At 67.8% G+C, this 23,094-nt stretch carries 27 protein-coding genes and 1 pseudogene; 12 read left to right on the top strand and 16 right to left on the bottom strand.

The features are described 5' to 3' along the window. Window positions 1-32: 32 nt before the first annotated feature. Complete coding sequence (locus tag DD542_RS23575) at window positions 33-1,184, top strand: hypothetical protein (protein WP_164868386.1); 1,152 nt, start codon at window positions 33-35, stop codon at window positions 1,182-1,184. On the opposite strand, the gene DD542_RS11740 is transcribed toward DD542_RS23575, so the two are convergent. Both DD542_RS11740 and DD542_RS11735 read right to left on the bottom strand, forming a co-directional pair. Then, window positions 1,175-1,480: an antibiotic biosynthesis monooxygenase gene (locus DD542_RS11740; protein ID WP_127805793.1), complete on the bottom strand. Its 306-nt coding sequence runs from the start codon at window positions 1,478-1,480 to the stop codon at window positions 1,175-1,177. The two genes, DD542_RS23575 and DD542_RS11740, sit on opposite strands and share 10 nt — an antisense overlap. Window positions 1,481-1,482: 2 nt before the next feature. Then, on the bottom strand, window positions 1,483-2,523 hold the full coding sequence (locus DD542_RS11735) for a nitronate monooxygenase (protein WP_127805792.1): 1,041 nt from the start codon (window positions 2,521-2,523) through the stop codon (window positions 1,483-1,485). Window positions 2,524-2,619: 96 nt separating this feature from the next. On the opposite strand from DD542_RS11735, the gene hpaR reads away from it, so the two are divergent. The 10 genes from hpaR (at window position 2,620) to hpaI (ending at window position 11,180) form a co-directional block, all read left to right on the top strand. After that, window positions 2,620-3,108, top strand: a complete 489-nt coding sequence (gene hpaR / locus DD542_RS11730) for a homoprotocatechuate degradation operon regulator HpaR (RefSeq protein WP_127805791.1) — start codon at window positions 2,620-2,622, stop codon at window positions 3,106-3,108. Window positions 3,109-3,112: 4 nt separating this feature from the next. Then, complete coding sequence (locus tag DD542_RS11725; protein ID WP_127805790.1) at window positions 3,113-3,757, top strand: fumarylacetoacetate hydrolase family protein; 645 nt, start codon at window positions 3,113-3,115, stop codon at window positions 3,755-3,757. Then, window positions 3,754-4,527: a fumarylacetoacetate hydrolase family protein gene (locus tag DD542_RS11720; RefSeq protein WP_127805789.1), complete on the top strand. Its 774-nt coding sequence runs from the start codon at window positions 3,754-3,756 to the stop codon at window positions 4,525-4,527. Before DD542_RS11725 ends, DD542_RS11720 begins: the two co-directional genes overlap by 4 nt. Further along, complete coding sequence (hpaE, locus tag DD542_RS11715; protein WP_127805788.1) at window positions 4,524-5,999, top strand: 5-carboxymethyl-2-hydroxymuconate semialdehyde dehydrogenase; 1,476 nt, start codon at window positions 4,524-4,526, stop codon at window positions 5,997-5,999. Before DD542_RS11720 ends, hpaE begins: the two co-directional genes overlap by 4 nt. 342 nt (window positions 6,000-6,341) lie before the next feature. Beyond that, window positions 6,342-7,268, top strand: coding sequence for a 3,4-dihydroxyphenylacetate 2,3-dioxygenase (gene hpaD, locus DD542_RS11710; protein WP_127805787.1), 927 nt, complete (start codon window positions 6,342-6,344; stop codon window positions 7,266-7,268). A gap of 13 nt (window positions 7,269-7,281) precedes the next feature. Then, window positions 7,282-7,728: a 5-carboxymethyl-2-hydroxymuconate Delta-isomerase gene (locus DD542_RS11705; protein WP_127805786.1), complete on the top strand. Its 447-nt coding sequence runs from the start codon at window positions 7,282-7,284 to the stop codon at window positions 7,726-7,728. A 7-nt stretch (window positions 7,729-7,735) separates the two neighbouring features. After that, window positions 7,736-8,563 carry a 2-oxo-hept-4-ene-1,7-dioate hydratase gene (gene hpaH / locus DD542_RS11700; RefSeq protein WP_127805785.1) on the top strand — a complete coding sequence of 276 codons (828 nt, stop codon included), beginning with the start codon at window positions 7,736-7,738 and terminating at the stop codon, window positions 8,561-8,563. A gap of 18 nt (window positions 8,564-8,581) precedes the next feature. After that, on the top strand, window positions 8,582-9,343 hold the full coding sequence (locus DD542_RS11695; protein WP_127805784.1) for a class II aldolase/adducin family protein: 762 nt from the start codon (window positions 8,582-8,584) through the stop codon (window positions 9,341-9,343). Further along, on the top strand, window positions 9,340-10,374 hold the full coding sequence (locus DD542_RS11690; protein WP_127805783.1) for a 2-dehydropantoate 2-reductase: 1,035 nt from the start codon (window positions 9,340-9,342) through the stop codon (window positions 10,372-10,374). Before DD542_RS11695 ends, DD542_RS11690 begins: the two co-directional genes overlap by 4 nt. Further along, window positions 10,371-11,180 (top strand): 4-hydroxy-2-oxoheptanedioate aldolase, encoded by an 810-nt coding sequence (gene hpaI, locus DD542_RS11685; protein WP_127805782.1) that lies wholly within the window; start codon window positions 10,371-10,373, stop codon window positions 11,178-11,180. Before DD542_RS11690 ends, hpaI begins: the two co-directional genes overlap by 4 nt. 74 nt (window positions 11,181-11,254) lie before the next feature. On the opposite strand, the gene DD542_RS11680 is transcribed toward hpaI, so the two are convergent. From DD542_RS11680 to DD542_RS11670, 3 genes are read right to left on the bottom strand one after another with little or no spacing between them, the layout of a single operon-like run. Continuing rightward, window positions 11,255-12,289, bottom strand: coding sequence for a TRAP transporter substrate-binding protein (locus DD542_RS11680; RefSeq protein WP_127805781.1), 1,035 nt, complete (start codon window positions 12,287-12,289; stop codon window positions 11,255-11,257). Between the two features lie 17 nt (window positions 12,290-12,306). Continuing rightward, window positions 12,307-12,993 carry a class II aldolase/adducin family protein gene (locus DD542_RS11675; RefSeq protein WP_127805780.1) on the bottom strand — a complete coding sequence of 229 codons (687 nt, stop codon included), beginning with the start codon at window positions 12,991-12,993 and terminating at the stop codon, window positions 12,307-12,309. Next, complete coding sequence (locus DD542_RS11670) at window positions 12,993-13,853, bottom strand: VOC family protein (protein ID WP_127805779.1); 861 nt, start codon at window positions 13,851-13,853, stop codon at window positions 12,993-12,995. Before DD542_RS11670 ends, DD542_RS11675 begins: the two co-directional genes overlap by 1 nt. A gap of 99 nt (window positions 13,854-13,952) precedes the next feature. On the opposite strand from DD542_RS11670, the gene DD542_RS11665 reads away from it, so the two are divergent. Continuing rightward, entirely contained in the window at window positions 13,953-14,879 is a 927-nt protein-coding gene (locus DD542_RS11665; RefSeq protein WP_164868385.1) for a LysR family transcriptional regulator, read from the top strand. A 42-nt stretch (window positions 14,880-14,921) separates the two neighbouring features. Here the strand turns inward: DD542_RS11665 and DD542_RS11660 are convergent, their stop codons facing one another. The 11 genes and pseudogenes from DD542_RS11660 to DD542_RS11610 all read right to left on the bottom strand — a co-directional run bounded on the left by DD542_RS11660 (window position 14,922) and on the right by DD542_RS11610 (window position 23,062). Then, entirely contained in the window at window positions 14,922-16,439 is a 1,518-nt protein-coding gene (locus DD542_RS11660; RefSeq protein ID WP_127805777.1) for a methyl-accepting chemotaxis protein, read from the bottom strand. A 29-nt stretch (window positions 16,440-16,468) separates the two neighbouring features. Beyond that, the gene (locus DD542_RS11655; RefSeq protein WP_127805776.1) at window positions 16,469-17,080 is read right to left on the bottom strand and encodes an OmpW family outer membrane protein; all 612 of its coding nucleotides are present in this window, start codon (window positions 17,078-17,080) and stop codon (window positions 16,469-16,471) included. Window positions 17,081-17,112: 32 nt separating this feature from the next. Then, window positions 17,113-18,141 (bottom strand): 2Fe-2S iron-sulfur cluster binding domain-containing protein, encoded by a 1,029-nt coding sequence (locus DD542_RS11650; protein ID WP_241559757.1) that lies wholly within the window; start codon window positions 18,139-18,141, stop codon window positions 17,113-17,115. Continuing rightward, window positions 18,138-19,124 carry an aromatic/alkene monooxygenase hydroxylase subunit beta gene (locus tag DD542_RS11645; RefSeq protein WP_127805775.1) on the bottom strand — a complete coding sequence of 329 codons (987 nt, stop codon included), beginning with the start codon at window positions 19,122-19,124 and terminating at the stop codon, window positions 18,138-18,140. Before DD542_RS11645 ends, DD542_RS11650 begins: the two co-directional genes overlap by 4 nt. Before the next feature lie 13 nt (window positions 19,125-19,137). Then, window positions 19,138-19,452, bottom strand: a complete 315-nt coding sequence (locus DD542_RS11640) for an MmoB/DmpM family protein (protein WP_127805774.1) — start codon at window positions 19,450-19,452, stop codon at window positions 19,138-19,140. 24 nt (window positions 19,453-19,476) lie between these two features. After that, entirely contained in the window at window positions 19,477-19,812 is a 336-nt protein-coding gene (locus DD542_RS11635) for a Rieske 2Fe-2S domain-containing protein (RefSeq protein WP_127805773.1), read from the bottom strand. Between the two features lie 11 nt (window positions 19,813-19,823). Further along, window positions 19,824-20,084 carry a toluene-4-monooxygenase system B family protein gene (locus DD542_RS11630; RefSeq protein WP_127805772.1) on the bottom strand — a complete coding sequence of 87 codons (261 nt, stop codon included), beginning with the start codon at window positions 20,082-20,084 and terminating at the stop codon, window positions 19,824-19,826. 23 nt (window positions 20,085-20,107) lie between these two features. Further along, window positions 20,108-20,311, bottom strand: a pseudogene (locus tag DD542_RS23720) (toluene monooxygenase); the annotation flags it as partial. Between the two features lie 206 nt (window positions 20,312-20,517). Beyond that, window positions 20,518-20,802 carry a LuxR C-terminal-related transcriptional regulator gene (locus DD542_RS11620; protein WP_164868384.1) on the bottom strand — a complete coding sequence of 95 codons (285 nt, stop codon included), beginning with the start codon at window positions 20,800-20,802 and terminating at the stop codon, window positions 20,518-20,520. After that, window positions 20,751-22,226 (bottom strand): PAS domain-containing sensor histidine kinase, encoded by a 1,476-nt coding sequence (locus tag DD542_RS11615; RefSeq protein WP_127805769.1) that lies wholly within the window; start codon window positions 22,224-22,226, stop codon window positions 20,751-20,753. The genes DD542_RS11620 and DD542_RS11615 overlap by 52 nt, the downstream gene beginning before the upstream one ends. Further along, window positions 22,223-23,062: a hydratase gene (locus DD542_RS11610; protein ID WP_127805768.1), complete on the bottom strand. Its 840-nt coding sequence runs from the start codon at window positions 23,060-23,062 to the stop codon at window positions 22,223-22,225. Before DD542_RS11610 ends, DD542_RS11615 begins: the two co-directional genes overlap by 4 nt. Window positions 23,063-23,094 lie beyond the last annotated feature (32 nt).

Here is a 23,094-nt window from a genome sequence, read left to right as displayed (position 1 = left end):
GGTCCACGCCCGGTCCTTCGCCCGCCGCCACTGTGTCCGCCACCCGTTCCTCTTCTTCCTCGCACCGCATCGTCCCCGCCGCCGCCCTGCAGGCCCTGGCGCCGGGCGAGCAGCCGCTGTCGGCCGCGGCCCGCGCCTTCAACCTGCAGCTGACCCGGGTCGACAAGCTGCGCGCGCAGCTGGACGAACTGGACGCCCTGGGTCGTGCGCACCGGGCCGAGCGGCACCGCTGGCTCACGCCCCTGCAGCAGCAGCGGCGTCGGCAGATGCGTGCGCTCGCCCTGGCGCTGGAGGGGCATCTGCAGGGCAAGGCGCTCAGCCGCCTGCAGCAGGAGACGGCGACCGAGGCGCTGTGCGCACTGGCACAGGCGCTGGCCGAGGAGGGCGAGGCGGACATGGTCGCGCTGCACGACCGGCACAGCCGCCAGACCCTGGCGCAGAAGAAACAGGCCGCGGCCGATGCGATGCGTGCGCGCCTGGAGGCCGCGCTGGGCGAGCCGCTGGGCCGCGGGGATGAAGACCTCTCGATGGACGAGCTGGTGCGCGCCGGCATGGCGCGGCTGCGGGCGGCACGCGACGAAGAACAGGCGCGCCGCCAGGCCAAGGCGCAGGCGCGCAAGGCCCGGCAGAAGGCGGGCAGCCGGCCCGCCGAAGCAGAGGCGCAAGCGGCCGACGCCGACACCCAGCTGCGCACCCTGTTCCGCCAGCTGGCCAGCGCCCTGCACCCCGACCGCGAGCCCGACGAAACCGAACGGGTGCGCAAGACCGCGCTGATGAGCGAGGCCAACACCGCCTACGCGCGCAAGGACCTGGTGACGCTGATGCAGATCCAGCTGCGCGCCGAACTGGCCGACCCCACCGCGGTGTCGCGCCTGGCGGACGACCGGCTGGCTGCGCTGACCCTGCTGCTCAAGCAGCAGGTGGCGGGTCTGGAGCGCGAACGTGCGGCGCGGCAGGGGCAGCTGGCGACCGAGTTCGAGCTGCCGCACGCTCAGGTGGCCAACCCGAACACGCTCAGGCAGGCGCTGCTGGCGCAGGTGGCGGGGCTGGAAGCCCAGCTGGCGCAGCTGGAGCAGGACCTGGCCGCGGCGCAGGACGCGGCGGCGCTCAAGCGCTGGCTCAACCGCCAGCGCGAAGCGCCGCGCCCGGTGCGGGCGGACCGCGACCCGGACGACTACTTCTGAGTTTGTGCGGGGTGGCTGTAGCGCCGTGTGACCTCGGCGATCTCCACCGAGTAGCTGGCGTACCAGCGCTCGCGGCCCAGCTTCTGCGCCATCAGGTGGTCGGTGTGCTGCTTCCAGGCGCGGATGCTGGCCTCGTCGGGCCAGTAGGACAGGGCGATCTCCTGGTCGCCCTCGGTGACGGCGGTGAAGTCCAGGCAGCCGAACTGCGTCAGCGCGAGCTGGCGCATCTGCGCGGCCATGGCGCTGTACTCGGCATCCAGGTCGCGGGCCTTGGCGCGGAAGATCACGACGAACATGTTCAGAAGCCTTTCAAAAGATCGCGGGTGATCTCGGCCGCCGGTGCGCTGCGGCAGCCGCTGGCGTTCTGGCCGCTCCACAAGGGCGAGAAGTCGCCGCGGCCCTGTTTCTCCCAGTGCGTGCGCAGTGGCGCGATGGCGGCGGTCGCAGTGGGAAAGGCGGGCGCCGCCGGGCTGAGCGGCCCCAGCTCGCGCATCACCCGGTTGACGATGCCGCGCGCCGGCCGGCCGCTGAACAGGGTGGTCAATGCCGTGTGGCGCGCCGTTTCGCTCTGCAGTGCGGCGCGGTGGATGGGGGAGGTCAGGGCCTCGTCGCTGCACAGGTAGGCCGTGCCCACCTGCACGCCGGCCGCACCCAGCGCCAGCGCGGCGCGCACCCCGGCTGCGCCGGCGATGCCGCCTGCGGCGATCACCGGCACCTGCACGGTGGCCACGATCTGCGGCAGCAGGGCGAAGGTGCCGACCTGGGTTGTGAGGTCGTTGGTCAGGAACATGCCTCTATGGCCGCCCGCCTCAGAACCCTGCGCGATCACGGCATCGACGCCTTGGGCTTCGAGCCACAGCGCCTCGTCCACCGTCGTCGCCGACGACAGCACCACGCTGCCCCAGCCCTTCACGCGCGCCAGCAGGTCGGACGCTGGCAGGCCGAAGTGAAAGCTCACGATGGGCGGCCGGAACGGCTCGACGAGGTCGGCCACCGCGTGGCTGAAGGGCACGCGCCCCGCGCCGGCCGGCACGGCGGCGATGTCCAGTCCGGCCTCGGCGTAGAAGGGCGCCAGCGCCTCGCGCCAGCGGGCCTCGCGCGCCGCGTCGGGTGCGGGGGGCGTGTGGCAGAAGAAGTTGACGTTCCAGGGCCGGGAGGTGCCTTGCGAGAGGGTGGTCAGCTCTTGCACCAGCGCCTCGGGCGTGAGCAGGGCGGCGGGCAGGGCGCCGATGCCGCCGGCCTGGCAGACCGCCAGCGCCAGGGCCGAACCCTGCGAACCGGCCATGGGCGCCTGCAGCAGCAGGCGATCGACGTTCAGGCGTTGGGCGAGCGAGTTCATGCCGCGATTGTCGGTCGGTCCCCGGGGTTGAGGGTTAACCCCTGTTTCGAGAAGGCCGGAAAAACATTTAACATATTAAATAAATCGCACAGACCCATGGCCACCGACGACAGCACCCTTTCCTTTGCCCACCGCAACCTGCCGCGCCTGCTGCTGGAGGCGCGCGAGGCGGTCATGCAGCACACCCGTCCGAGCCTGCGCGAGCACGGCCTGTCGGACCAGCAGTGGCGCGTGCTGCGCGTGCTGGGCGAACACGCGCGCGACCCGGCCGGCGTGGAGACTGGCCGGGTGGCGCGCGAGGCGCTGCTGCTCGGCCCCAGCCTGACCGGCGTGCTCACCCGCATGGAACGCGACGGCCTGATCACCCGCAACCGCTGCCCGCAGGACGCGCGCCGCACCGTGGTGCGCGCCACGCCCGCTGGCCTGAAGCTGGTGCGCAAGCTGTCGTTGACCATCGAATCGCACTACCAGTGGATGGAAGCGCAGCTGGGCCCGCAGCGTCTGGCACAGCTCTACGACCTGCTGGACGACGTGATCGCGCTCGAAGCGCCGGGCGGCGTCGAGGTCGACGACATCGAGGAGTGACCCCATGAACCCCAATCCCTACCTGCCCGGCGGCACCGTCTACGGCACGCTGCTGAACTTCCGGCGCGAACACGCGCTCTGGGCGCCGCGCATGCACGAAGCGCCCTACAAGGCGCCGCCGGCCGCGCCGGTGCTCTACATCAAGACCGCCAACACCTTCACCCGCAGCGGCCAGGCCATCGCCCTGCCCAAGGGCGTGAGCGAAGTCGAGGTCGCGGCCAGCCTGGGGCTGGTGGCGGGCGAGGGCGGCCGCGTGGCGGGCGCCGTGCTGTTCAACGACGTGGCCATTCCGCACGAGAGCTACTACCGACCGCCGGTGAAGTTCCGCTGTGTCGACGGCTTCCTCGGCGTGGGCGATGCGATGCGGCCTTTGAACTCGCTGGCCGAACTGTCGTCGCTGGTGCTGGAGCTGCGCGTGGACGGTGTGATGCGCCAGCGCACGACGCTCGCCGACCTGGTGCGCGACGCGGCCACGCTCTGGGCCGATGTCAATGCCTTCCAGAGCATGCGGCCGGGCGACGTGCTGATGGTCGGCACCGACTGTCTGGAGGACGGCTCGCGGCCGCGCGCCAAGGCCGGCGACTCGGTCGAGATCACCGCCACCGGCTTCGCGCCGCTGGTCAACCACTTTGTGCAGGAGGCCGTATGAAGCACGCCCGCATCGCCTGGGTCGGCGCGGTCCACGACGCTGTTGAAGTTGACGGCCAGCTTGAACTCCAGACACCCGCCTTCAAAGGTCGCCGCGTCGGCTTCGACGAGGTGGTCTGGCTGCCGCCGCTCGCCCCCATCAACCGCCCGCGCACCGTGCTGGCCCTGGGCCTGAACTACGCCGACCACGCGAAAGAACTGGCCTTCAGGGCGCCCGAAGAACCGCTGGCCTTCGTCAAGGGCGAAGCCTCGCTGACGGGACACAAGGCCTTCACCGTGCGGCCCGACGGCGTGAACTTCATGCACTACGAATGCGAACTCGCGGTGGTCATCGGCCAGCCTGCGAAGCGTGTGAAGAAGGCCGACGCCTTGCACTACGTCGCCGGCTACACGGTCGCCAACGACTACGCGATCCGCGACTACCTGGAGAACTGGTACCGCCCCAACCTCAAGGTCAAGAACCGCGACACCTGCACGCCGATCGGTCCCTGGCTGGTGGACGCGGCCGATGTGCCCGATCCGCAGGCGCTGGCGCTGCGCACCACCGTGAACGGCACCGTCACGCAGCAGGGGAATACGAGGGACATGATCTTCGACGTCGCCACGCTCATCGAGTACTTCAGCGGCTTCATGACCCTGATGCCCGGCGACCTCATCCTCACCGGCACGCCCGACGGCGTCGTCGATTGCCAGCCCGGCGACGTGATCGTCACCGAAATCGACGGCATCGGCTCCCTCATCAACACGATCACTTCCGAAAGCAAGGCATGACGCAACGCATCGACCACCTCATCAACGGCAAGGCTGTTGCCGGCACCGACTACTTTGAAACCATCAACCCGGCCACGCAGGGCGTGCTGGCCGAGGTCGCCTCGGGCACCGAGGCCGAAGTGAACGCCGCGGTGCAAGCCGCCAAGGACGCCTTCCCCGCCTGGGCCGGCCTGCCGGCGACCGAGCGCGCGAAGAAGGTGCGCGCCCTGGGCGACCTGATCGCCAAGCACGTGCCCGAGATCGCGAACACCGAAACCCAGGACACCGGCCAGGTGATCGCGCAGACCGGCAAGCAGCTGATCCCGCGCGCGTCGGACAACTTCTACTACTTCGCCGAGATGTGCACCCGCGTGGACGGCCACACCTACCCCACGCCCACGCACCTGAACTACACGCTGTTCCATCCGGTCGGTGTGTGCGCGCTGATCTCGCCGTGGAACGTGCCCTTCATGACCGCCACCTGGAAGGTCGCGCCCTGCCTGGCCTTCGGCAACACGGCGGTGCTCAAGATGAGCGAGCTCTCGCCCCTGACCGCCGCGCGCCTGGGTGAGCTGGCGCTGGATGCCGGCATCCCGGCCGGCGTGCTCAACGTCGTGCACGGTTTCGGCAAGGAGGCCGGCGAGCCGCTGTGCGCCCACCCGGACGTGCGCGCGATCAGCTTCACCGGGTCGACGGCCACCGGCAACCGCATCGTCAAGACCGCGGGCCTGAAGAAGTTCAGCATGGAACTGGGCGGCAAGAGTCCTTTCGTGATCTTCGACGACGCAGATCTGGACCGCGCGCTCGATGCGGCCGTTTTCATGATCTTCAGCAACAACGGCGAGCGCTGCACGGCCGGCTCGCGCATCCTGGTGCAGCAGAGCATCTACGCCGACTTCGTGGCGAAGTTCACCGAGCGCGCCAAGCGCATCGTGGTGGGCGACCCGCTGGATGAGAAGACGACCATCGGCCCGATGATCAGCAAGGCGCACCTGGCCAAGGTGCGCAGTTACATCGAGCTGGGTCCGAAGGAGGGCGCGACGATGCTGTGCGGCGGGCTGGACCGTCCTTCGTATGCCGCCGAGCTGCCGTCGCATGTGGCGGGCGGCAACTACGTCTGGCCGACGGTGTTCGCCGACGTGGACAACCGCATGAAGATTGCGCAGGACGAGATCTTCGGCCCCGTGGCCTGCCTGATTCCGTTCAAGGACGAGGCGGACGCGATCCGCATCGCCAACGACATCCAGTACGGGCTGTCGAGCTATGTCTGGACGGAGAACATCGGCAAGGCGCACCGTGTGGCGGCCTCGATCGAGGCGGGCATGTGTTTCGTGAACTCGCAGAACGTGCGGGACCTGCGGCAGCCCTTCGGCGGCACCAAGGCGTCTGGGACCGGTCGCGAGGGCGGGACCTGGAGTTACGAGGTCTTCCTGGAGCCCAAGAACGTCGCGGTGTCCATGGGTTCGCACCACATTCCTCATTGGGGTGTTTGATTTGCTCTCTTCTTCTGTTTCGCTCGACTACCTGGGCGTGATCGGCGATCCCGGGTACCCGGCTCCGCTCATGTCCCCCGAAACGGGCTTTGCCCGTTTCTCCTCCTTTACTTCGCTGCGCCGAGTACCCAGACTCGCCGATCCAAAAACGATGTTGGCGCTCCCTGGTTCGAGCGCCGATGCGCAGCGAGAGAAGGCGAGGTGGGTGGTGTGCCGCAGCGAAGTAAAGGAGGAGGGCTGCGCGCAGCGCAGACCGGGGGACATGAGCGGAGGTACACCACCCACCTCACCTTCCACCACAAACGTCAGACAAGACAACGCACAAAACAGGAGACAAGCCAAATGGGCAAAGTAGCACTGGTCGGCAAGATCACCCACGTCCCCTCGATGTACCTCAGCGAAATCGACGGCCCCCGCAAAGGCACTCGCCAGGACGCCATCGACGGCCACAAGGAAATCGCACGCCGCTGCAAGGAACTGGGCGTAGACACCATCGTCGTCTTCGACACCCACTGGCTCGTCAACGCCACCTACCACCTCAACTGCGCCGAGCATTGGCAGGGCACCTACACCAGCAACGAGCTGCCCCACTTCATCAGCAACATGGGCTACGCCATCCCCGGCAACCCCGAGCTGGGCCAGTTGCTCGCCAAGGTTGCGAACGAACACGGCGTCGAGACCCTGGCGCACCACGCCACCACCCTGCAGCCCGAATACGGCACCCTCGTGCCCATGCGCTACATGAATGCTGACCAGCACTTCAAGGCCGTCTCGGTCTCGGCGCTGTGCACCTCGCACTACCTCAACGACAGCGCGCGCCTGGGCTGGGCCATGCGCAAGGCGGTCGAAGGCCACTACGACGGCACCGTCGCATTCCTCGCCAGCGGCTCGCTCAGCCACCGCTTCGCGCAGAACGGCCTGGCGCCCGAATTCGCGTTCAAGGTCTGGAGCCCTTTCCTGCAGCACCTGGACGACGAAGTGGTGCGCATGTGGAAGGCCGGCGAGTGGAAGGACTTCTGCGAGATGCTGCCCGAGTACGCCGCCAAAGGCCACGGCGAAGGCTTCATGCACGACACGGCCATGATGCTGGGCGTGCTGGGCTGGAGCGAATACACCGGCCAGGCCGAGATCGTCACGCCGTATTTCGGCGCCAGCGGCACCGGCCAGATCAACGCGCTGTTCCCGGTGCTGCCGGTCAGCGGCGCGGCCATCCCGCAGCCCGTGGCCTCGCGCGCCGACGGCTTCTCCACCATCGCCACGCGCCTGTGAACCGGAGCACCCCATGCCCCACCTCGTCATCCTCTACACCCCCAACCTCGACAAGCCCGCCTCGCAGGGCGGCGTCGACATGAGTGGCCTGTGCCGCGCGCTGGCCGACGCCATGCTCGCCGTGCGCGACGAACAGGACAAACAGGTCTTCCCCACCGGCGGCACGCGCGTGCTGGCCTACCCCGCGGCGCACAGTGCCATCTCCGACGGCGGCGCGGCCGGCATAGCGGCCGGGCTGGGCGGCGACTACGCCTTCGTCTACATGAACGTGCGCATGGCCAAAGGCCGCAGCGCCGCCGTGCACCAGCGCGTCGGTGATGCGCTCAACGCCGTGGTGAAAGAACGCTTCGCCGAACAACTGGCCAGGCGCCCCATCGGCATCACCGTGCAGGTGGACGAAGGCATCGAAGTCTTCGATGCCAAGAACAGTTCCTTGCACCCGCTTTTCAACAGGACATAAAGAAGCCATGTTCGACGACGCCCTCGTTCAGCAGCTCGCCGCCGAGCTGCAGCAGTCCCAGCAGACCCGCACGCAGGTCGAGCACTTCTCCAAACGCCACCCCGGCATGAGCGTCGAAGACGGCTACCGCATCGGCCGCGCCTGGGTCGAGCTGGAGAAGGCCGCCGGCAAGAAGGTCATCGGCCACAAGATCGGCCTGACCAGCCGCGCCATGCAGATCAGCAGCCAGATCGACGAGCCCGACTACGGCACCCTGCTGGACAACATGCTCTACACCGCCCAGGCCGGCGAGGTGCTGGAGATTCCGGTGAAGAACTTCATCGCCCCGCGCGTCGAGGTCGAACTGGCCTTCGTGCTCAAGGCGCCGCTGGCCGGCCCGAACGTGACGGTGGACGACGTGCTGGCCGCCACCGACCACATCACGCCCGCCATCGAGATCATCGACGCGCGCATCGAGCAGTTCGACCGCCACACCAAGGTGATGCGCAAGGTCTACGACACCATCAGCGACAACGCGGCCAATGCCGGCATCGTCATCGGCGCGGGCGACCCGGCCTTCCGTGCCGACCCGCACACCACCAACCGCCCCTGGTGCGGCGCCATCCTGCGGCAGAACGGCGCGGTCGAAGAGACCGGTCTGGCCGCCGGCGTGCAGGGCGACCCGGCCATCGGCATCGCCTGGCTGGCCAACAAGCTCGCGCCCTGGGGTGAGACGCTGCAGGCCGGCGAGATCGTGCTCGCCGGCAGCTTCACGCGGCCCGTGGCGGCCAAGGCGGGCGACCTGTTCGAGGCCGACTACGGCCCGCTGGGCTGCCTCAAGTTCAAGTTCATCTGATCGACCAAAGGAGACACCATGGCCGACGCTTTCCTCAAACCCGCCCGCTTCAGCGACGCCGAATGGCAGGCCCGCGTGCAGCTGGCCGCCTGCTACCGCATCTTTGCCCACCTGGGCTGGGCCGAGCTGATCTACAACCACATCTCGCTGCGCGTGCCGGGGCCGGACGACCACTTCCTCATCAACCCCTTCGGCCTGCACTACACCGAAGTCACCGCGTCCAACCTGGTCAAGGTCGATGTGGACGGCCACATCATCGGCAACGACGACTGGCCCATCAACCCGGCCGGCTTCACCTTCCACGGCGCCATCCACGCCACCCTGCCCGACGCGCACTGCGTGATGCACGTGCACACCACACCGACCATGGCCGTGTGCTGCAGCGAAGAGGGCCTGAGCTACACCAACTTCTACGCTGCGCAGCTGCACGGCCAGGTGGCGTACCACGACTTCGAGGGCATCACGGTGCACCGCGAAGAGGGCGCGCGCATCCTCGCTTCAGCCAATGGCAAACGCGTGCTGCTGCTGCGCAACCACGGTCCGGTGGTCATCGGCCACACGCTGCCGCAGGCCTTCAACCTGATGTGGCTGGTGCAGCGCGCCTGCGAGATCCAGGTGGCCTCGGCCACGCTCGGCCAGCTGCGGCAGATTCCGGTGCCGGTGCTCGAAGGCTGCGTGCGCGACTCGCTCAACTTCAATCCCAAGTACGGCGCCGGCGAAGACTCCTTCGCCGCCATGCAGCGCCTGATCGACCGCATCGACCCGGGGTACCGCGCATGAGTGATTCGACCAGCTTCAAGAAGATCGCCATCGTCGGCGTCGGCGCCATCGGCGGCCTGTTCGCCGGCTGGCTCGGTTCGCGCCTGCCGGCCGGGCAGGTGCAGCTCTCGGCGGTGGCGCGCGGTGAGACCTTGCGCACCTTGCGGGGCCAAGGCCTCACATGGGTCGATGCCGAAGGCGCCGAACACCGCGTGCCGCTGAACGCCAGCGACGACGCGGCGAGCCTGGGCGTGCAGGACCTGGTCATCGTTTCCGTCAAAGGCCCGGCCATGCCGCAGGTCGCACCCGCCGTGCGCGCGCTCATGGGCCCGCACACCACGGTGCTGGTCGCCATGAACGGTGTGCCCTGGTGGTTCTTCGACGGTCTGCCGGGCGAGGCCGCGGGCCTGCAGCTCAAGGCGGTGGACCCGCTGGGCCTGACGGCGCAGCACATCCCCACGGCGCAGGTCATCGGCTGCGTGGTGCACGCCAGCGCCGCCGCGCCACAGCCGGCGCGCATCGAGCGCATCAAGAACAACCAGCTCATCCTCGGCGAGCCCGCGGGCGGAACGTCTGCTCGTGTGCAGGCGCTGGGCGAACTGCTCACGCAGGCGGGCTTCGGCGTCACCGTGTCCGAGCGCATCCAGCGCGACATCTGGTTCAAGCTCTGGGGCAACATGACCATGAACCCGGTCTCGGCCATCACCGGTGCGCCCTGCGACCGCATCCTGGACGACGAACTCGTGCGCGGCTTCTGCAGCGCCGTGATGCGCGAGGCGCAGGCCATCGGCGCGCGCATCGGCATCCCCATCGACCAGAACCCCGAAGACCGCCACGCTGTCACGCGCAAGCTCGGCTCGTTCAAGACCTCGATGCTGCAGGACGTGGAAGCCGGCCGCCCCATCGAACTCGACGCGCTGGTGGGCGCCGTGCGCGAGATCGGGCGGCACCTGGGCGAAGCCACGCCCAACATGGACGCGCTCATGGGCCTCACCAGATTGATGGGCCAGATGCGCGGCCTCTACCCAGAACCGACGAAGACACCGCAATGAAGACCCCCCAGAACACCTTCCGCGATGCCCTGAAAGCCGGCAAGCCGCAGATCGGCTGCTGGGTCGGCTTCGCCTCGCCCGATGTGGCCGAGGCCCTGGCCGGCTGCGGCTTCGACTGGCTGCTCATCGACGGTGAACACGCGCCCAACGACCCGCGCACCGCGCTCGACCAGCTGCGCGCGGTCGCCCCTTACACCAAGACCCACGCCGTCGTGCGCGCGGTGCAGGCCGACGTGGCCCTCGTCAAGCAGTACCTCGACATCGGCGCACAGACCCTGCTGATCCCGATGATCGACACCGCCGAGCAGGCCGCGCTCATGGTCCAGGCCATGCGCTACCCGCCCGAAGGCATCCGCGGCATGGGCGCGGCGCTGGCGCGCGCCTCGCGCTGGAACCAGGTGGACGACTACCTGAACCAGGCCAACGGCCAGATGTGCCTGCTGGTGCAGGCCGAGACCGTGACCGCGGTGAACAACCTCCAAGCCATCGCCGAAACCGAAGGCGTGGACGGCGTGTTCTTCGGCCCGGCCGATCTGTCGGCCAGCATGGGCCACCGCGGCCAGCCATCACACCCCGAGGTGCAGAAAGTGATCATGGACGGCATCGCCACCGTGCGCGCCGCCGGCAAGGCAGCCGGCATCCTCGCCACCGACCCGGCGCTGGCGCAGCAATACCTCGACGCGGGCGCGCTGTTCGTGGCGGTGGGGGTGGACACGACGCTGCTGGTGAAGGCGGCGACGGGGTTGGTGCAGCGCTTTGGGGGTGGGGCGCCAAAGGCCAGGGTGGCGCCGTCCGGCGGATACTGAACAAAAAAACTGGCGCGAATTGCGCCAGTTCATGCGGTTTCCATGTCTGCGCCCGCGAAGGGCGCACGACCCGGTCACTTGGATTTTTCGATCAGCTCTTTCGCGGTCTTCAACAGCGCGGCACCGTTGAGACCACGCTTGTTGATTTCCGCCACCAGCTCTTCATCCAGCTGGTCCGTGGCCTTCTTCCAGTTCTGCAGCTCGCTCACGGGCAGCGTGTGGATGGTGTTGTTGGCCTGCTGGACCAGCTTGCGTCCGGGCGCGTCGGCCTCGTGAATCATCTTGCCGATCCAGGCCGACAGGTCGGCACCACTGTTGACATCGATGACCTTCTTCAGCTCGGGCGACATGGCGTCGTACTTGGCCTTGTTCATGGCCAGAACGAACACCTGGGCGTACACCGCGTTGAACTTGGGATCGCTCTCGGTGGTGAACTTGGTCAGCTCGTGCATCCGGGTGGATTGAACGACCTCGTAGGGTGTCAGGGCGCCATCGATCACGCCCTTGGACAGCGCTTCCGGCACCGCTGGCAATGCCATGCCGACGGGTGTGGCGCCCAGGGCCGACAGCATCCGGGTCGTCTGCCGCGTGGCACCGCGCATTTTCAGGCCCTTGAAGTCGGCCAGCGACTGGATGGGCTTGCTCCTGGTGTAGAAGTTGCCGGGCCCGTTCATGTGGAAGGCCAGCGGCTTCACCTCCTTGTATTCGGCCGCGTTGTGCTTGGTCTGGAACTCCCAGAGTGCGCGGCTGGTGGCCTCGGGCGTGTTCATCATGAACGGCAGTTCGAACAGCTCCGTCACGAGGAACCGGCCGGGCGTGTACCCCGGGATGGTCCAGATCATGTCCACCACGCCGTCTTTGGCCTGGTCATAGAGCTGCGGGGCCGAGCCGCCGAGCTGCATCGACGGAAAGATCTTGCACTTGATCTGGTTGGCCGATTCCTTGGTGACCTTCTGGCACCACGGCTCCAGCACCTTGGCCTGGATCGGTGCGCCGGCGGGCAGGAAGTGGTGGATGCGCAGCGTCACTTCTTCGGCCTGGGAGGCGGTGGCGAACGCCAGGCCAGCGGCGAGCGCTGCGAGCGTGCGCAGGGAAAAACGTGGGGTCATGGATGTCTCCTTTGTGGTTAGAAAGCAAGGGGTTCGGGGTCGTTCCTGAGCAGGAACTCCCACACACGTTCGGCGATGCGGCCGTTCCAGGTCGCGCGCTCGGCCGCCACATCGCCCGCCAGCACGGGGCCGGTGTCGGCCAGCCCGGCGGACAGGGCGGCGAGCTCCACGCGCGCGGCGTCTTCCAGAAACCAGGCCAGGGCCACGGCGCGCTCGGGCGTTTCGGCCACGGTGACGGCGCCGTTCACGTTCAGGACCAGGGCCGGGTGCGGCCCCAGCAAGGCGGCCACCTGTTCGGCCGCGGTGTCGTTGCGCACCAGCGCGGCGTCTGGCCACAGGGGAACGCCGGCCTGGAAGTAGCTGCCGAAACCGTGGCGCGCGCGCGGCACGCGGCCCAGCGCGGCGAGCGCGGTGATCTGCGGCGGTATGAAGCGGCAGATGGCCTGCACGTCGGGCCGGCGCCGGTAGATCTGCTGGTGCAACCGCACCTCGCCCAACACACCGGCCGGCAGCGCGCCCTTCAACGGCACCACCGTGCCGGCTTCGCCCACGCCGACCATGGCCATGGGGCGGGCGGCGCACACCAGCAAGTGGTCAGTGTCCACCCGCACGCTGCAGTGACCGAACGGCCCGGACAGGCCGTTGTTGCCCAGCGCGCGCGCCATGCGGCGCACGGTCAGCTCGGCGGCTTGCGGCGCGGCCATCAATCGCGGAACTCCGCGATGTCGGGCTTGGAGCCCCACATGCAGAACGACGTGGGGTGCAGCGGGAACTGGCGGGGGCGGTAGTTCGACAGGTCGCCGACGATGTTCCGGTCGCTGTTGGAGTACTCGAAGATGACCTCGTCGTGGCCCTCGAAGTAGACGAAGTTGCCGCCTGAGGTGGGATGGCGGCCTGGCCCGAAGACGATGCGGACGTCCTGGCTTTTCAGGAAGTACCACGCCTTCATGATGTCGTCGATCTCGGCGACCTGGAAGTTGATGTGCTGGATGCCTTTGCGCTGCGATGCAAACAGCGCCATCTGGTGGTGGCGCGGGTTGACCCGCAGCAGGGGGCAGGGGCCGATCCAGTCACTGATCATGGTGTTGAAGTGACTCATCCAGAAGTTCTGGTCGCGGGCGGGATCGGTGGTGCACAGCCCCACGTGTCCGAAGCCGATCAGGCCCGCATCGCGCGAAGGGAAGAAGCGCTTGCCCGCGTCGTGGGGACGGGCGACGATTTCGATGCGGTTGCCAGTGGGGTCGTTGAACCAGATGAAGGCCTCCACATGCCGGTCGGCCGCCTCTGCGGTGGTGCCCGCGCCGCAAGGCACACCCGCCGACTGCAGCCGTTCAAGCGCCGCACCCAACTGGGTCCAGTCCTTGAGTTCAAAGGCCACCGTGTGGTCGCCGGGGTCTCCGTCGAAGTAGCAGACCGTGTGGTGGCGCGCGTCGCTCTTCAGGTAGAGGCGGTCGTTGGTGCGCTCCACGGGCTGCAGACCCACTATTTCTGTGCAGAATTTTTGTGCACCGTCCAGGTCGCGGGTGCCCACGCGCACGTAGTGAATGTCTCTGAGTTCGATCACTGCTGTCTCCTTATTTTGCTCCTTTCAAATCTACTGGCGGCTAGCGCCCGAGGCAAATGACGGACGATGATGGTGAGTATTTCCAGTGAAAATACTGGAATGAAGCCCGAGATCGACCTGAATCTGTTGCGCGTCCTGTGCGCCGTGCACGCGACCCGGAGTGCGTCCAAGGCCGCCGAAGAACTGGGCATGACCCAGTCGGGCGTGAGCAATGCCCTGCGGCGGTTGCGCACCTCGTTCTCCGACCCGTTGTTTGTCCGTTGCGCCGACGGCATGCAGGCCACGGCCCGTGCACAGGAGTTGATCGACCTGATTGCGCCCGGCATGGCGGACATCGAATCCGCGCTGACCAGCACGACCGGGTTCGACCCGGCGCAGTCCAGCCGCCTGTTTCGCATCATGGCCAGCGATCTGGCCCAGGTGGTTCTGATGCCGCGGCTGCTGGCCCGCTTGTCACCCATGGCGTCGAACGTGCGCTTCGAGACCGTGGATGCCAGCCCCGAGGACGGGCGCAGGGGCATGGAGGGCGGCTCGATCGACATGGTGTTTGGGAACTGGCCGGCGTTCGGTCTCGACTTTCACCGGCAGGTGCTGTTCAAAGAGACCTTTGTGGTGCTCATGCGGGAGGACCACCCGCTGTCCCGGCGCAAGCTGACCCGCAGCGCCTACCTGAACGCGAGGCACCTCGACTACCGCCCCGGGGGTGTCAGCTACCAGTCGCTGCGTCAGGTGCTGGACAAGGTGCTGCAGACGCAGAACCAGAAACGGCACGTCACCTTCACGGCCGCCCACGCCCTGGGGCTGGCCTCGGTGCTCTGCGAGTCCGACCTGCTGCTGACCTTGCCCAGCCGCCTGGTGAGTGCCATCACGTTCGGGCGCACGCAGCTGGTGGTGCGCCCGCTGCCCATCGACAGCCCCGAGATGGCCATCACCCTGCAGTGGCACACCCGGGTGCACCGCGATCCCGCGGTCACCTGGCTGCGGCGCTCCATCGTGGACATCTTCAGCACGCCCGACGGGGGCTGACCCCGGCGCCGCCCGTGCCTGGTGGGCGCAGCAGGCTCGGTGTCACACGGGGGCCGTGGCCAGCCGCTCGTGGTCGTGGGCGCCCAGTCGGAACCGGTCCACCGCATCGACCAGTGCTTCCGACTGGCTGCGCACCGACAGCGCCACCGCGGACGACTGTTCGGCCAGGGCGGCGTTCTGCTGGGTCGCCGAATCGAGCTCGCGCATGGCGCTGTCGATCAGGGCAATGCCGCTCCTCTGCTGGCCCAGGTTGCGGGCCACTGCGGTGTTCAGCTGGGACACCGACTCGACGGTGACCACCACCTGTCGGATCGTTTCGCCGGTGGCGTCCACCTCGCGCGCGCCGGCCTCCACCTTGGACACTGTGTCGTGGATCAGAGCTTCAATCTCCTTGGCCGCCGCTGCACTGCGTTGTGCCAGGCTGCGCACCTCGCTGGCGACGACGGCAAAGCCGCGGCCCATTTCGCCAGCGCGCGCTGCTTCCACTGCAGCGTTCAACGCCAGGATGTTGGTCTGGAAAGCGATGCCGTTGATGACGTTGTTGATGTCCGCGATCTTTCTAGAAGACGCCAGGATTTCGTTCATGCGCTCCACCGCCCGTTGGGCGGCGCTGCCGCCACCCTCGGCCAGGCTGCGTGCGCGGCCTGAGACGGCCTCCGCTTCATCCACCTGGCTGATGCTGGACTGGAGCGCCACACTCAGCTCGCTGAAGCCCGAGGCGGTCTGCTGGAGTGTGGTGGCCTGTCGTTCGGTTCTCGACGACAGGTCGTTGCTGCCCTGGGCGACCTCTTGGATGGCCGAGTCCATGGCTGCCGAACGGTCCCGAACCTGGGCGACGAGGGTGGCCAAGCTGCCACGCATGGTGTCCATGGCACGGGCGAGGTGGCCGACTTCGTCGTTGGTATGGGGGAGCGCGGGACCCGAAAGATCCCCTTGCGCGATGCGTTCTGCGGCCTGCACCACCTGGGCGATGAGTCGAATGGTGGCAGCGCGCACCAGGACCAGGAAAGTGATCAGAATCGCCAGCGGGATGAACGTCAGCAGCAGCGCGGCGAGGCGGATGAAGCTGGTGGCATCGACCAGCAGCGGGCCGAAGCGGTCGGAGGCGGCGCGCATCAGTGTCAGGTCCTGCGAGACCTTCCCTGCCAGATCGGGTGTGAGGTGCTGCTGGGGGGCGGCGGAGACCATCGCATCGATGCGGGAGGCAGCCTCGATCACGACCTGAGGTTGTTCGAGCAATTCGCCGAAGCCGATCACTTCGAAGGCGGCCTGTTCCACCGCGAACAGTTCCGAGAGCGCCTGCTCGGCCAGTTGCCGGGCCTTGCGCACGGCGACCACAAAGTCCTCCTTGGGCACAGCGGCAGCGGACTTGCCTCCTTCGAGTGTCAGTGTCAGCAGACCCGTTGCCTGCATCACGACACCCAGGTGATCGCGTTCGAGGTGATGGAACAGGGCGGCCTTGCTGAGCAGCCGGATGCTGATGGCGGTGGAAGCGACCACCAGGGCTGCGGTGAACAGCGCAACGAAGAACTTCTGTCGTAACGACACATTGCTGAACATGGAGTCTCCTGGCTGTTGAATGCAGCAATCTATGAGTCTGCACAGGCAGGTGCGCCGCCGAAGGCCGGCAGCGTGCCCGTGGCCTTGGTCTTGAGGAAGATCTTTCGCGCATCCAGCGACACCGACCAGTGGGCGTCGATGGGCACTTCCACGCCCGCCTGCAGCACCGAGCCCCAGGCGTTGCGGGTGTCGAGGTCGTGGATGAAGGCGTCGCGGTTGCGCGTGACGATGGTGTAGTTGATGCCGGCGCCGACATAGGGGCGCACCGGACCTTCGTTGAGAAGCTTGTACGTGAGCGAGAGCACGGCTGGGGCGTAGGTGACCTTGCCCAGCTTGCCTGCGCTGGCCAACGTGCCCTGGCCGGTGAGCGTGGTCGTTGGCGGAATGCCGGCCAGGAAGCGGGCGGTCAGCCGGTCCGAGACGTCGTAGGCGAGTTCGATGCCCAGCGTGGTGCTGCTGCTGGCCGAAGCGTCCCCGCCGGGCACCGGGTTGCCCGCGACGCTCACGTCGGCCTGGGGGCTGAAGCCGACGTGTGCCGGACCTAGACGCACCGTCCAGGGGGATGCATCGGCGGCGCTGGCTTGGCCAGCGGCTAGGCTCAGCGCGCAAACGGCGACGGTGGTGAATGTCTTTGTGTTCATGTGGTGTCTCCTCAAAGGTGGTTCATATGTCGTCAAACAAAGCGGTCGAAGCGGATCTGCCCGAAGGGCACCTCGTGCCGCGCCATTAGCAGGTCCTGCATTGCTTCGATCATGGGCGGCGGGCCGGCCATGTAGTGGTCGTAGTGGCCTAGGTCCGGTGCGAGCTGGCGTTCGACCTCGGCGTGCACGAAGCCGGTGGCACCGGCCCAGGCGGAGGGGCTGGCGGGGCTGGACAGGACCACTGTGGCTGACAGCCGTTCGCCGGTCAGGGCCAGCAACTGGTCGGCGGCGCCGAGGTCGCCCTCATGGCGCAGACCGAGGAAGAAGTGAACCCGCCGTGCGCCTGGTTCGGCGAGCACGCCGCGCGCGATCGACAGCATGGGGCCCAAGCCCGAGCCGCCGGCCACGCAGACCACGTCGCGCGAAGAGGGTCGCAGCCAGGCGTGTCCATAGGGGCCGTCGACGTCGACCTTCGCGCCTACCGGCAGCTCCGCGCACATCACGGCGCTGCCGCGACCGCCAGGGGTACGGCGCACGATGAAGTGCCACTCACCGGAGCCGTCGTCCAGGTTCGACATCGAATAGGCCCGTGCGCCCTGGGCGCCTGGCGGGTAGAGCAGGGCGTACTGCCCCGCCTGGAAGCCCGGAGAGCACGGCAGCGCCAGACGCAGCTCGACCATGTCGTCGCTGATGGCCCGCCGTTCGCTCAGCGTGGCGGTCACGCGTTGCGGCGCCACGGCGGGTTGTTCGGCCTCGCCACCCAGCCGCACCCGGATGCGCGCATCGCCTTGCACGCGCGACTGGCAGGCGAGGCGTTTGCCGCGTTTGCGATCGCGCTCGGACAGGCCGGGGGCGCCCTCCCATAGCGTCTGCACCACGCCTTCCAGCAATTCGAAACGACAGGCACCGCAGCCGCCCACGCTGCACTCGTAGGGGAAGGCCAGGCCCGCGCGCAGCGCGGCCCTGAGCAAGGTGTCCTCTTGCGGCCCGGGTTGAAAGCTCGGGCCGTTGTCGATTTCGATGCGGGTGGGCTGGAGCAGGGCGGCGGTCGGCCCGTTCACAGGCCCAGCCCGCGACGGAACTCGCGGGTGGCAGCGCGGGCGCGGGTGGCCGCACCTGCGGCGTCGGGCAGGGCGGCGCAGTAGGTGTCGATGGCGGCGTCGGCCAGCGGTTCCCACTTCGCGATCCAGCCTTGCAGGGCTTCGCGGTTGCCGGGCTGTTCCAGCGCCATGCGCGTGAGTGCGCTGGCCCAGCGGCGGTGGCGCTGCGCGTCCAGCAGCTGAGCGTCGACCAGTAGGCCGAGCAGGGTGTCGCCGTTGTGGCGGCCGGCCTCACCCAGCGTGCGCAGCAGGCCTTCTTCGACGGCCGGGCGGATCACCAGGCTGAAAGCGGTGAAGCTCTCGGCCCAGTCCCAGGCCACCAGGGCTTTTTCAACCAGCTCGCGCCAGCCTTGCCAGGCCGGGTCGGTTTCCCAGAACGAGCGTTCGCCCGTGCCCAGACCGATGGCAGGGAAGGTCTTGGCCAGTTCGGCGGTGCGGTAGGCGGTGTGGGTCAGCCAGCGCAGCGAGTCGGCGGTCTGGTAGGTCGCGCAGTTGGAAATGGTCGAGGCCGGGGCCATCTGCGACAGGTAGGCCGAAGCCATCTGCAGCGTGTGGAACAGGTAGCGTGCAGGGGCGTACAGGCGGGCCAGGCTGCCGGCCCAGGTGGGCTCCAGCATCGTGTCGTGGCCGCGCGCCGAGAACTGCTCGAACAGGCCTGTCACGTAGGTCTCCTGCCCGTCCTGTTGCATGTTGTAGGTGCGGTAGACCATCTCGTCCGGGTCGCGGAAGGCATCCCAGTCGGGGTGCTTGAGCGGCGACGCGTTGCGGTGCGTCTTGAACCACTGCGCCATCGCGAAGTTTGGGTCGAGCTCGAACGGCGCGTCGGGGTTGTCGGTGGAGAAGTGCAGATTGGTGGAGACGATCTCGTATTCGCTGGGCTTGCGGCGGCGGCCGGCGAGGTGGCTCCAGGTCTTGAGCGGCTTGAGGACTTCGGGTTGCGACATGGGGTGTCTCCGGTCAGAACGTCTTGTTGAAATAAAAGCGCACGTGGTCTTCGGTGGTTTCGATGCGGCCGGCGAACGAGCCGAGTTCGACCTCGAGTTCGGACATGCGGAACGGCCGGCCCAGCGTGCGCTCCAGCGTTTCGCGGCGCAGGATCAGTTCGCCTTCGCAGTCGATGCGCACATAGGCGACCTTGTCGTCGACGCGGATGGTCTTGTCCGGGTTGTCTTCTTCGGCTGCCTCGATCACAGCGGCCGTCAGCGGGCTGGCGCGCAGCACGGGGCCGACGCGGTTGTTGCGATAGGCATCGGCGGTGGAGGTGTCGCTCATGGGGTGTCTTTCTGGTATGGGGCTTCAGGAATGGGCGAACAGCGGCGTCACGCCTTCAACCTGCACGAACACGTCGTTGCCTTCGATGCGGATTGGGTAGGTCGCCAGCTGGCAGTCGCCGGGGTTGATGCCGCGACCGGTGCGGGCGTCGAAGGTCCACTGGTGCGCCCGGCAGGTCAGCACTTTGCCGTCGAACTTGCCTTCGCACAGGGGGATGTCCTGGTGCGGGCAGACGGCCTGGAAGGCGCGCACATCGCCCCCCTCCACACCGACCAGCAGCACCTCGTGGTCGCCAATCTCGACTTCGGTCATCTCGCCTTCCCAGACGTCGTCGAGTGTGCAGACTTTGTGGAACGTCATGCGCGGCTCCTTCAGCTGTCGCAGAAGATGAATTCGAGGGCCTCCATCGGCTTGATGTCGGTCTCGCTCAGCTTGGCATGGCGGGGGAAGAAACTGTCGCTGCCTTGCCGGCGCACGCGCACCACCTTGTCGGGGCGTGGCGCTACGCGGCGTCCCACCGAATGGTGGGCGGCGGCAGCGGCCACTTCGTCCATGGTGTTCTCGGTGTCGACCGGAACGAGCTGCAGCACGAAGTCGTACTGGAAGTTGGAAATCACGGGAAAGAGGGCCATGGTGGTCTCGGGGTTCGTTGGGTTCAGGCGGCTTTCTTCTCGGCCCGCTGGTCGCGGTAGGCGGCGACCCAGGAGTACTGGTGCGCGTCGTCGCCGATCTCGCCGGGCGCGAGACCCATGTACTGCAGCGCGCCGCCCAGGTTCGGCGGCTGAATGTGGCCCGCAAGGAAGCGGTCGACCAGCGTGAGGTGGTCGCGGTAGCGCACGGGGTACGACTCCCACTGTTCCATCGGCACGCCCATCGCGCCGGTCATGAGGTCGGGGAAGAGTTCGGATTCGCTGACGTAGGTCGGCGTCCAGTTGGTGGTGCGCGCAATGTCGTACCAGTCGCTGCGTTCCAGCAAAGCCATGGTGCTTGTCTCCTGTGATCGTTGATGCGGGTCGCGTCAACAACTTTAGGGAGCACGGGGCGCGCGCACCATTGGACTTTGGTTTATCCGGCGGCTAGGGAATTCCCTTGTCCGTTGGGCGGCAGCGGTTCGCCGGTGGCGTTGCGCAGGCGTTCCAGCATGCCGATCAGCATGGGCACCGAGGTGGCCTGCATCTTCTCCATCAGGTTGTGGCGGTGCACCTTCACCGTGACCTCGCTGATGCCCATGCGGTCGGCGGTCTGCTTGTTGCGCAGGCCCTGCGAGAGCAGTGCCAGCACCTCGCGCTCGCGCGGCGTCAGTGAGGCGAAGCGGTCCTTGAGCACCTGGATCGATTCGCTGTCGCGCAAGACGGCACCTGGAACTCGTCGCTCAGCGCGTCGCAGATGAAGCGGCACATCTCGGGGTTGTCTTCCACCACCAGGATGCGCGGTGCATCGGCGGACGCGCGGGCCATCCGGGGCGCTTCGTCGGGCGGGGTGAGTTCGGCCAGCGCGGGGTTGGGCGCAGGGGCCGGGCGCGGGCGAGCGGGCGACACCCCGTGCAGCGCGGCCGCCTCGGGCGGTGGCTCCAGCGGCAGTTCCACTTGGAACAGCGAACCGCCACCTGCGGCCGTGGTGACCCCGATGCTGCCGTGCATCAGTTCGGTGAACTCCTTGGCGATCGCCAGGCCCAGACCGGTGCCTCCGAAGTTGCGAGTGGTGCCAGTCTGCCCCTGGCGGAAGCGCTCGAAGATCTTCTGCTGCATCTCGGTCGATACGCCGGGTCCGGAGTCCTGCACAGAGATCAGGCAGCGACCCGGACCGGAGCGTTCAAGCGCGCAGCGCACGCGTCCACCGGGTGGAGTGAATTTGAAGGCGTTGGACAGCAGGTTCTGCAGGATGCGCTCGGTCTTGTCCTGGTCCAGCGTGGCGCACAGTGTGTCGGGCGCGGAGACAACGTAGCGCAGGTCCAGCTTGGGCGCCACTGCGTGGAACTGTTCGGCGTGCTCGCGCACCAGGGCTGCGAGGTCGAACGGTGTGTAGTGCAGGTCCATGCGCTCGGCGTCGAGCTTGGAGAGATCGAGCAGGTCGTTGACGTGTTTGAGCAAGGCGGTGGCGTTTCGCTGGATCACACCGAGCTGGCGCCGCAGCTGGTCTGGCAGCCGACTGTCTGAGGCCAGCAGTTCTTCGGCGGGACCGAGGATCAGGGCCAGTGGCGTGCGCAGCTCGTGGCTGACGTTGGCGAAGAAGTCGCTCTTTTGCTGGTCCAGCTGCCGCACTCGGGTGAGCAGGGCTTCAAGTTCGGCGTTCTTGCGCGCGATCTCTTCTTCCGCACGCTTCTTTGCGGTGATGTTGCGACCTTCGGCCAGCAAGAAGACCACCTTGCCCTGCGTGTCCCGCACCGGCAGCAGCGAGTAGTCGACCACGATGGTCTCGTCGCCCGCAGCCTGACCGTAGATTTCCATGTCGCAGCGGATGAACTCGCCGCCCTGGGCACGACGCACGAAGTCGCGCTGCAACTCGGTGGTTTCGCGCGACACCTGGAACCAGCGCGCTTCCCAGAACGGCCGGCCCCGGATGTCGGCCAGATCCACGCCAGCTCCTTCCAGTGCGGCCCGGTTGATCTCCAGTGTGGTGCCCTCGGCGTCGAGCAGGCCGACGAACTGGTACATCGAGTCGAGCACGATGCGCGCAAGCTTTTCGTTGCGTGTCTGGGGGGAGTCGGTCTGGCTGAGCGAGACCGCGCCGACCTGGTGCGGTCGTGTGTCGGCAAACGGGGGCTGCATGGTCATCGTTCTGACGCCTTCGGGCTGTGTTCAAACGGCGTCGGCCCGTCGGCCCGTCGGCGCACGCCGACGTCGACCGACCACCCGTCCCCGGACCAGAAGCGGGCCGAGAGGCGGGCTCCCGGCGCCAGCGGTTGCGCGGCGGTGAGACCGCCCGTGATCACCCAATCCCCCGCTTCCAGCCGCCGGTCGTTCGCCGCCAGCTCCTGCGCGAGGCGGACCAGCGCGTCGAGTGGGTGGCCATCGGCGTCGGCGCCCACGCCACGACCCAGCTCGGCGTGTCCGTCGCTCAGCCGCACCGCCACGGTGTCCAGCGCCATCGGGTCGGTCACCGGCAGGCGCGGCCCGACGACCAACTGGCCGGCGGACGAGTTGTCGGCGGTGTTCTGTTCCAGGTTGAAGCGGTAGCCGGTCCAGGTGGAGTGCACGACTTCGAGGCAGGCGTACGCAGCTTCCACCGCGGCGGCCACGATGTGGCGGTCGACGGGCGCGCGTCGCGCGTCCAGGGTGGTCCTGAGGCGCAGACCGATCTCGGGCTCCACGCGCGGCTGCACCAGACGCTCGTTCACGGCGTCGTCCGAACCGAGCAGCATCCGGTCCGTCAGCGGTCCGATGTTGGGCCGGTCAATGCCCATCTGGCGGCGCATCACTTCCGACGTGTAGCCCAGCTTCCAGCCGACCACGCGCTCACCGGCGGCCAGGCGCAGGGCGAGCAGCGCGCGCTGAATGGCGTAGGCGGTGGCGAGGTCGGGCGTGCCGATGGTGGCGTCGGCGTCCAGGGTGCGGCCGGCCTGGCGGGCGGCCCAGATGGTCTCGGCGAGTCGGGTGTTTTCGTCGGTCATGGAGGGCTCCGCCGTGTGGTTCGTGCAGACGG

The organism is Hydrogenophaga sp. NH-16 (assembly GCF_004006415.1).
Classification (GTDB): Bacteria; Pseudomonadota; Gammaproteobacteria; order Burkholderiales; family Burkholderiaceae_C; genus Hydrogenophaga; species Hydrogenophaga pseudoflava.
Note: the sequence above shows the minus strand (reverse complement) of the source record. Positions and strands in the feature narration are given on the sequence as shown.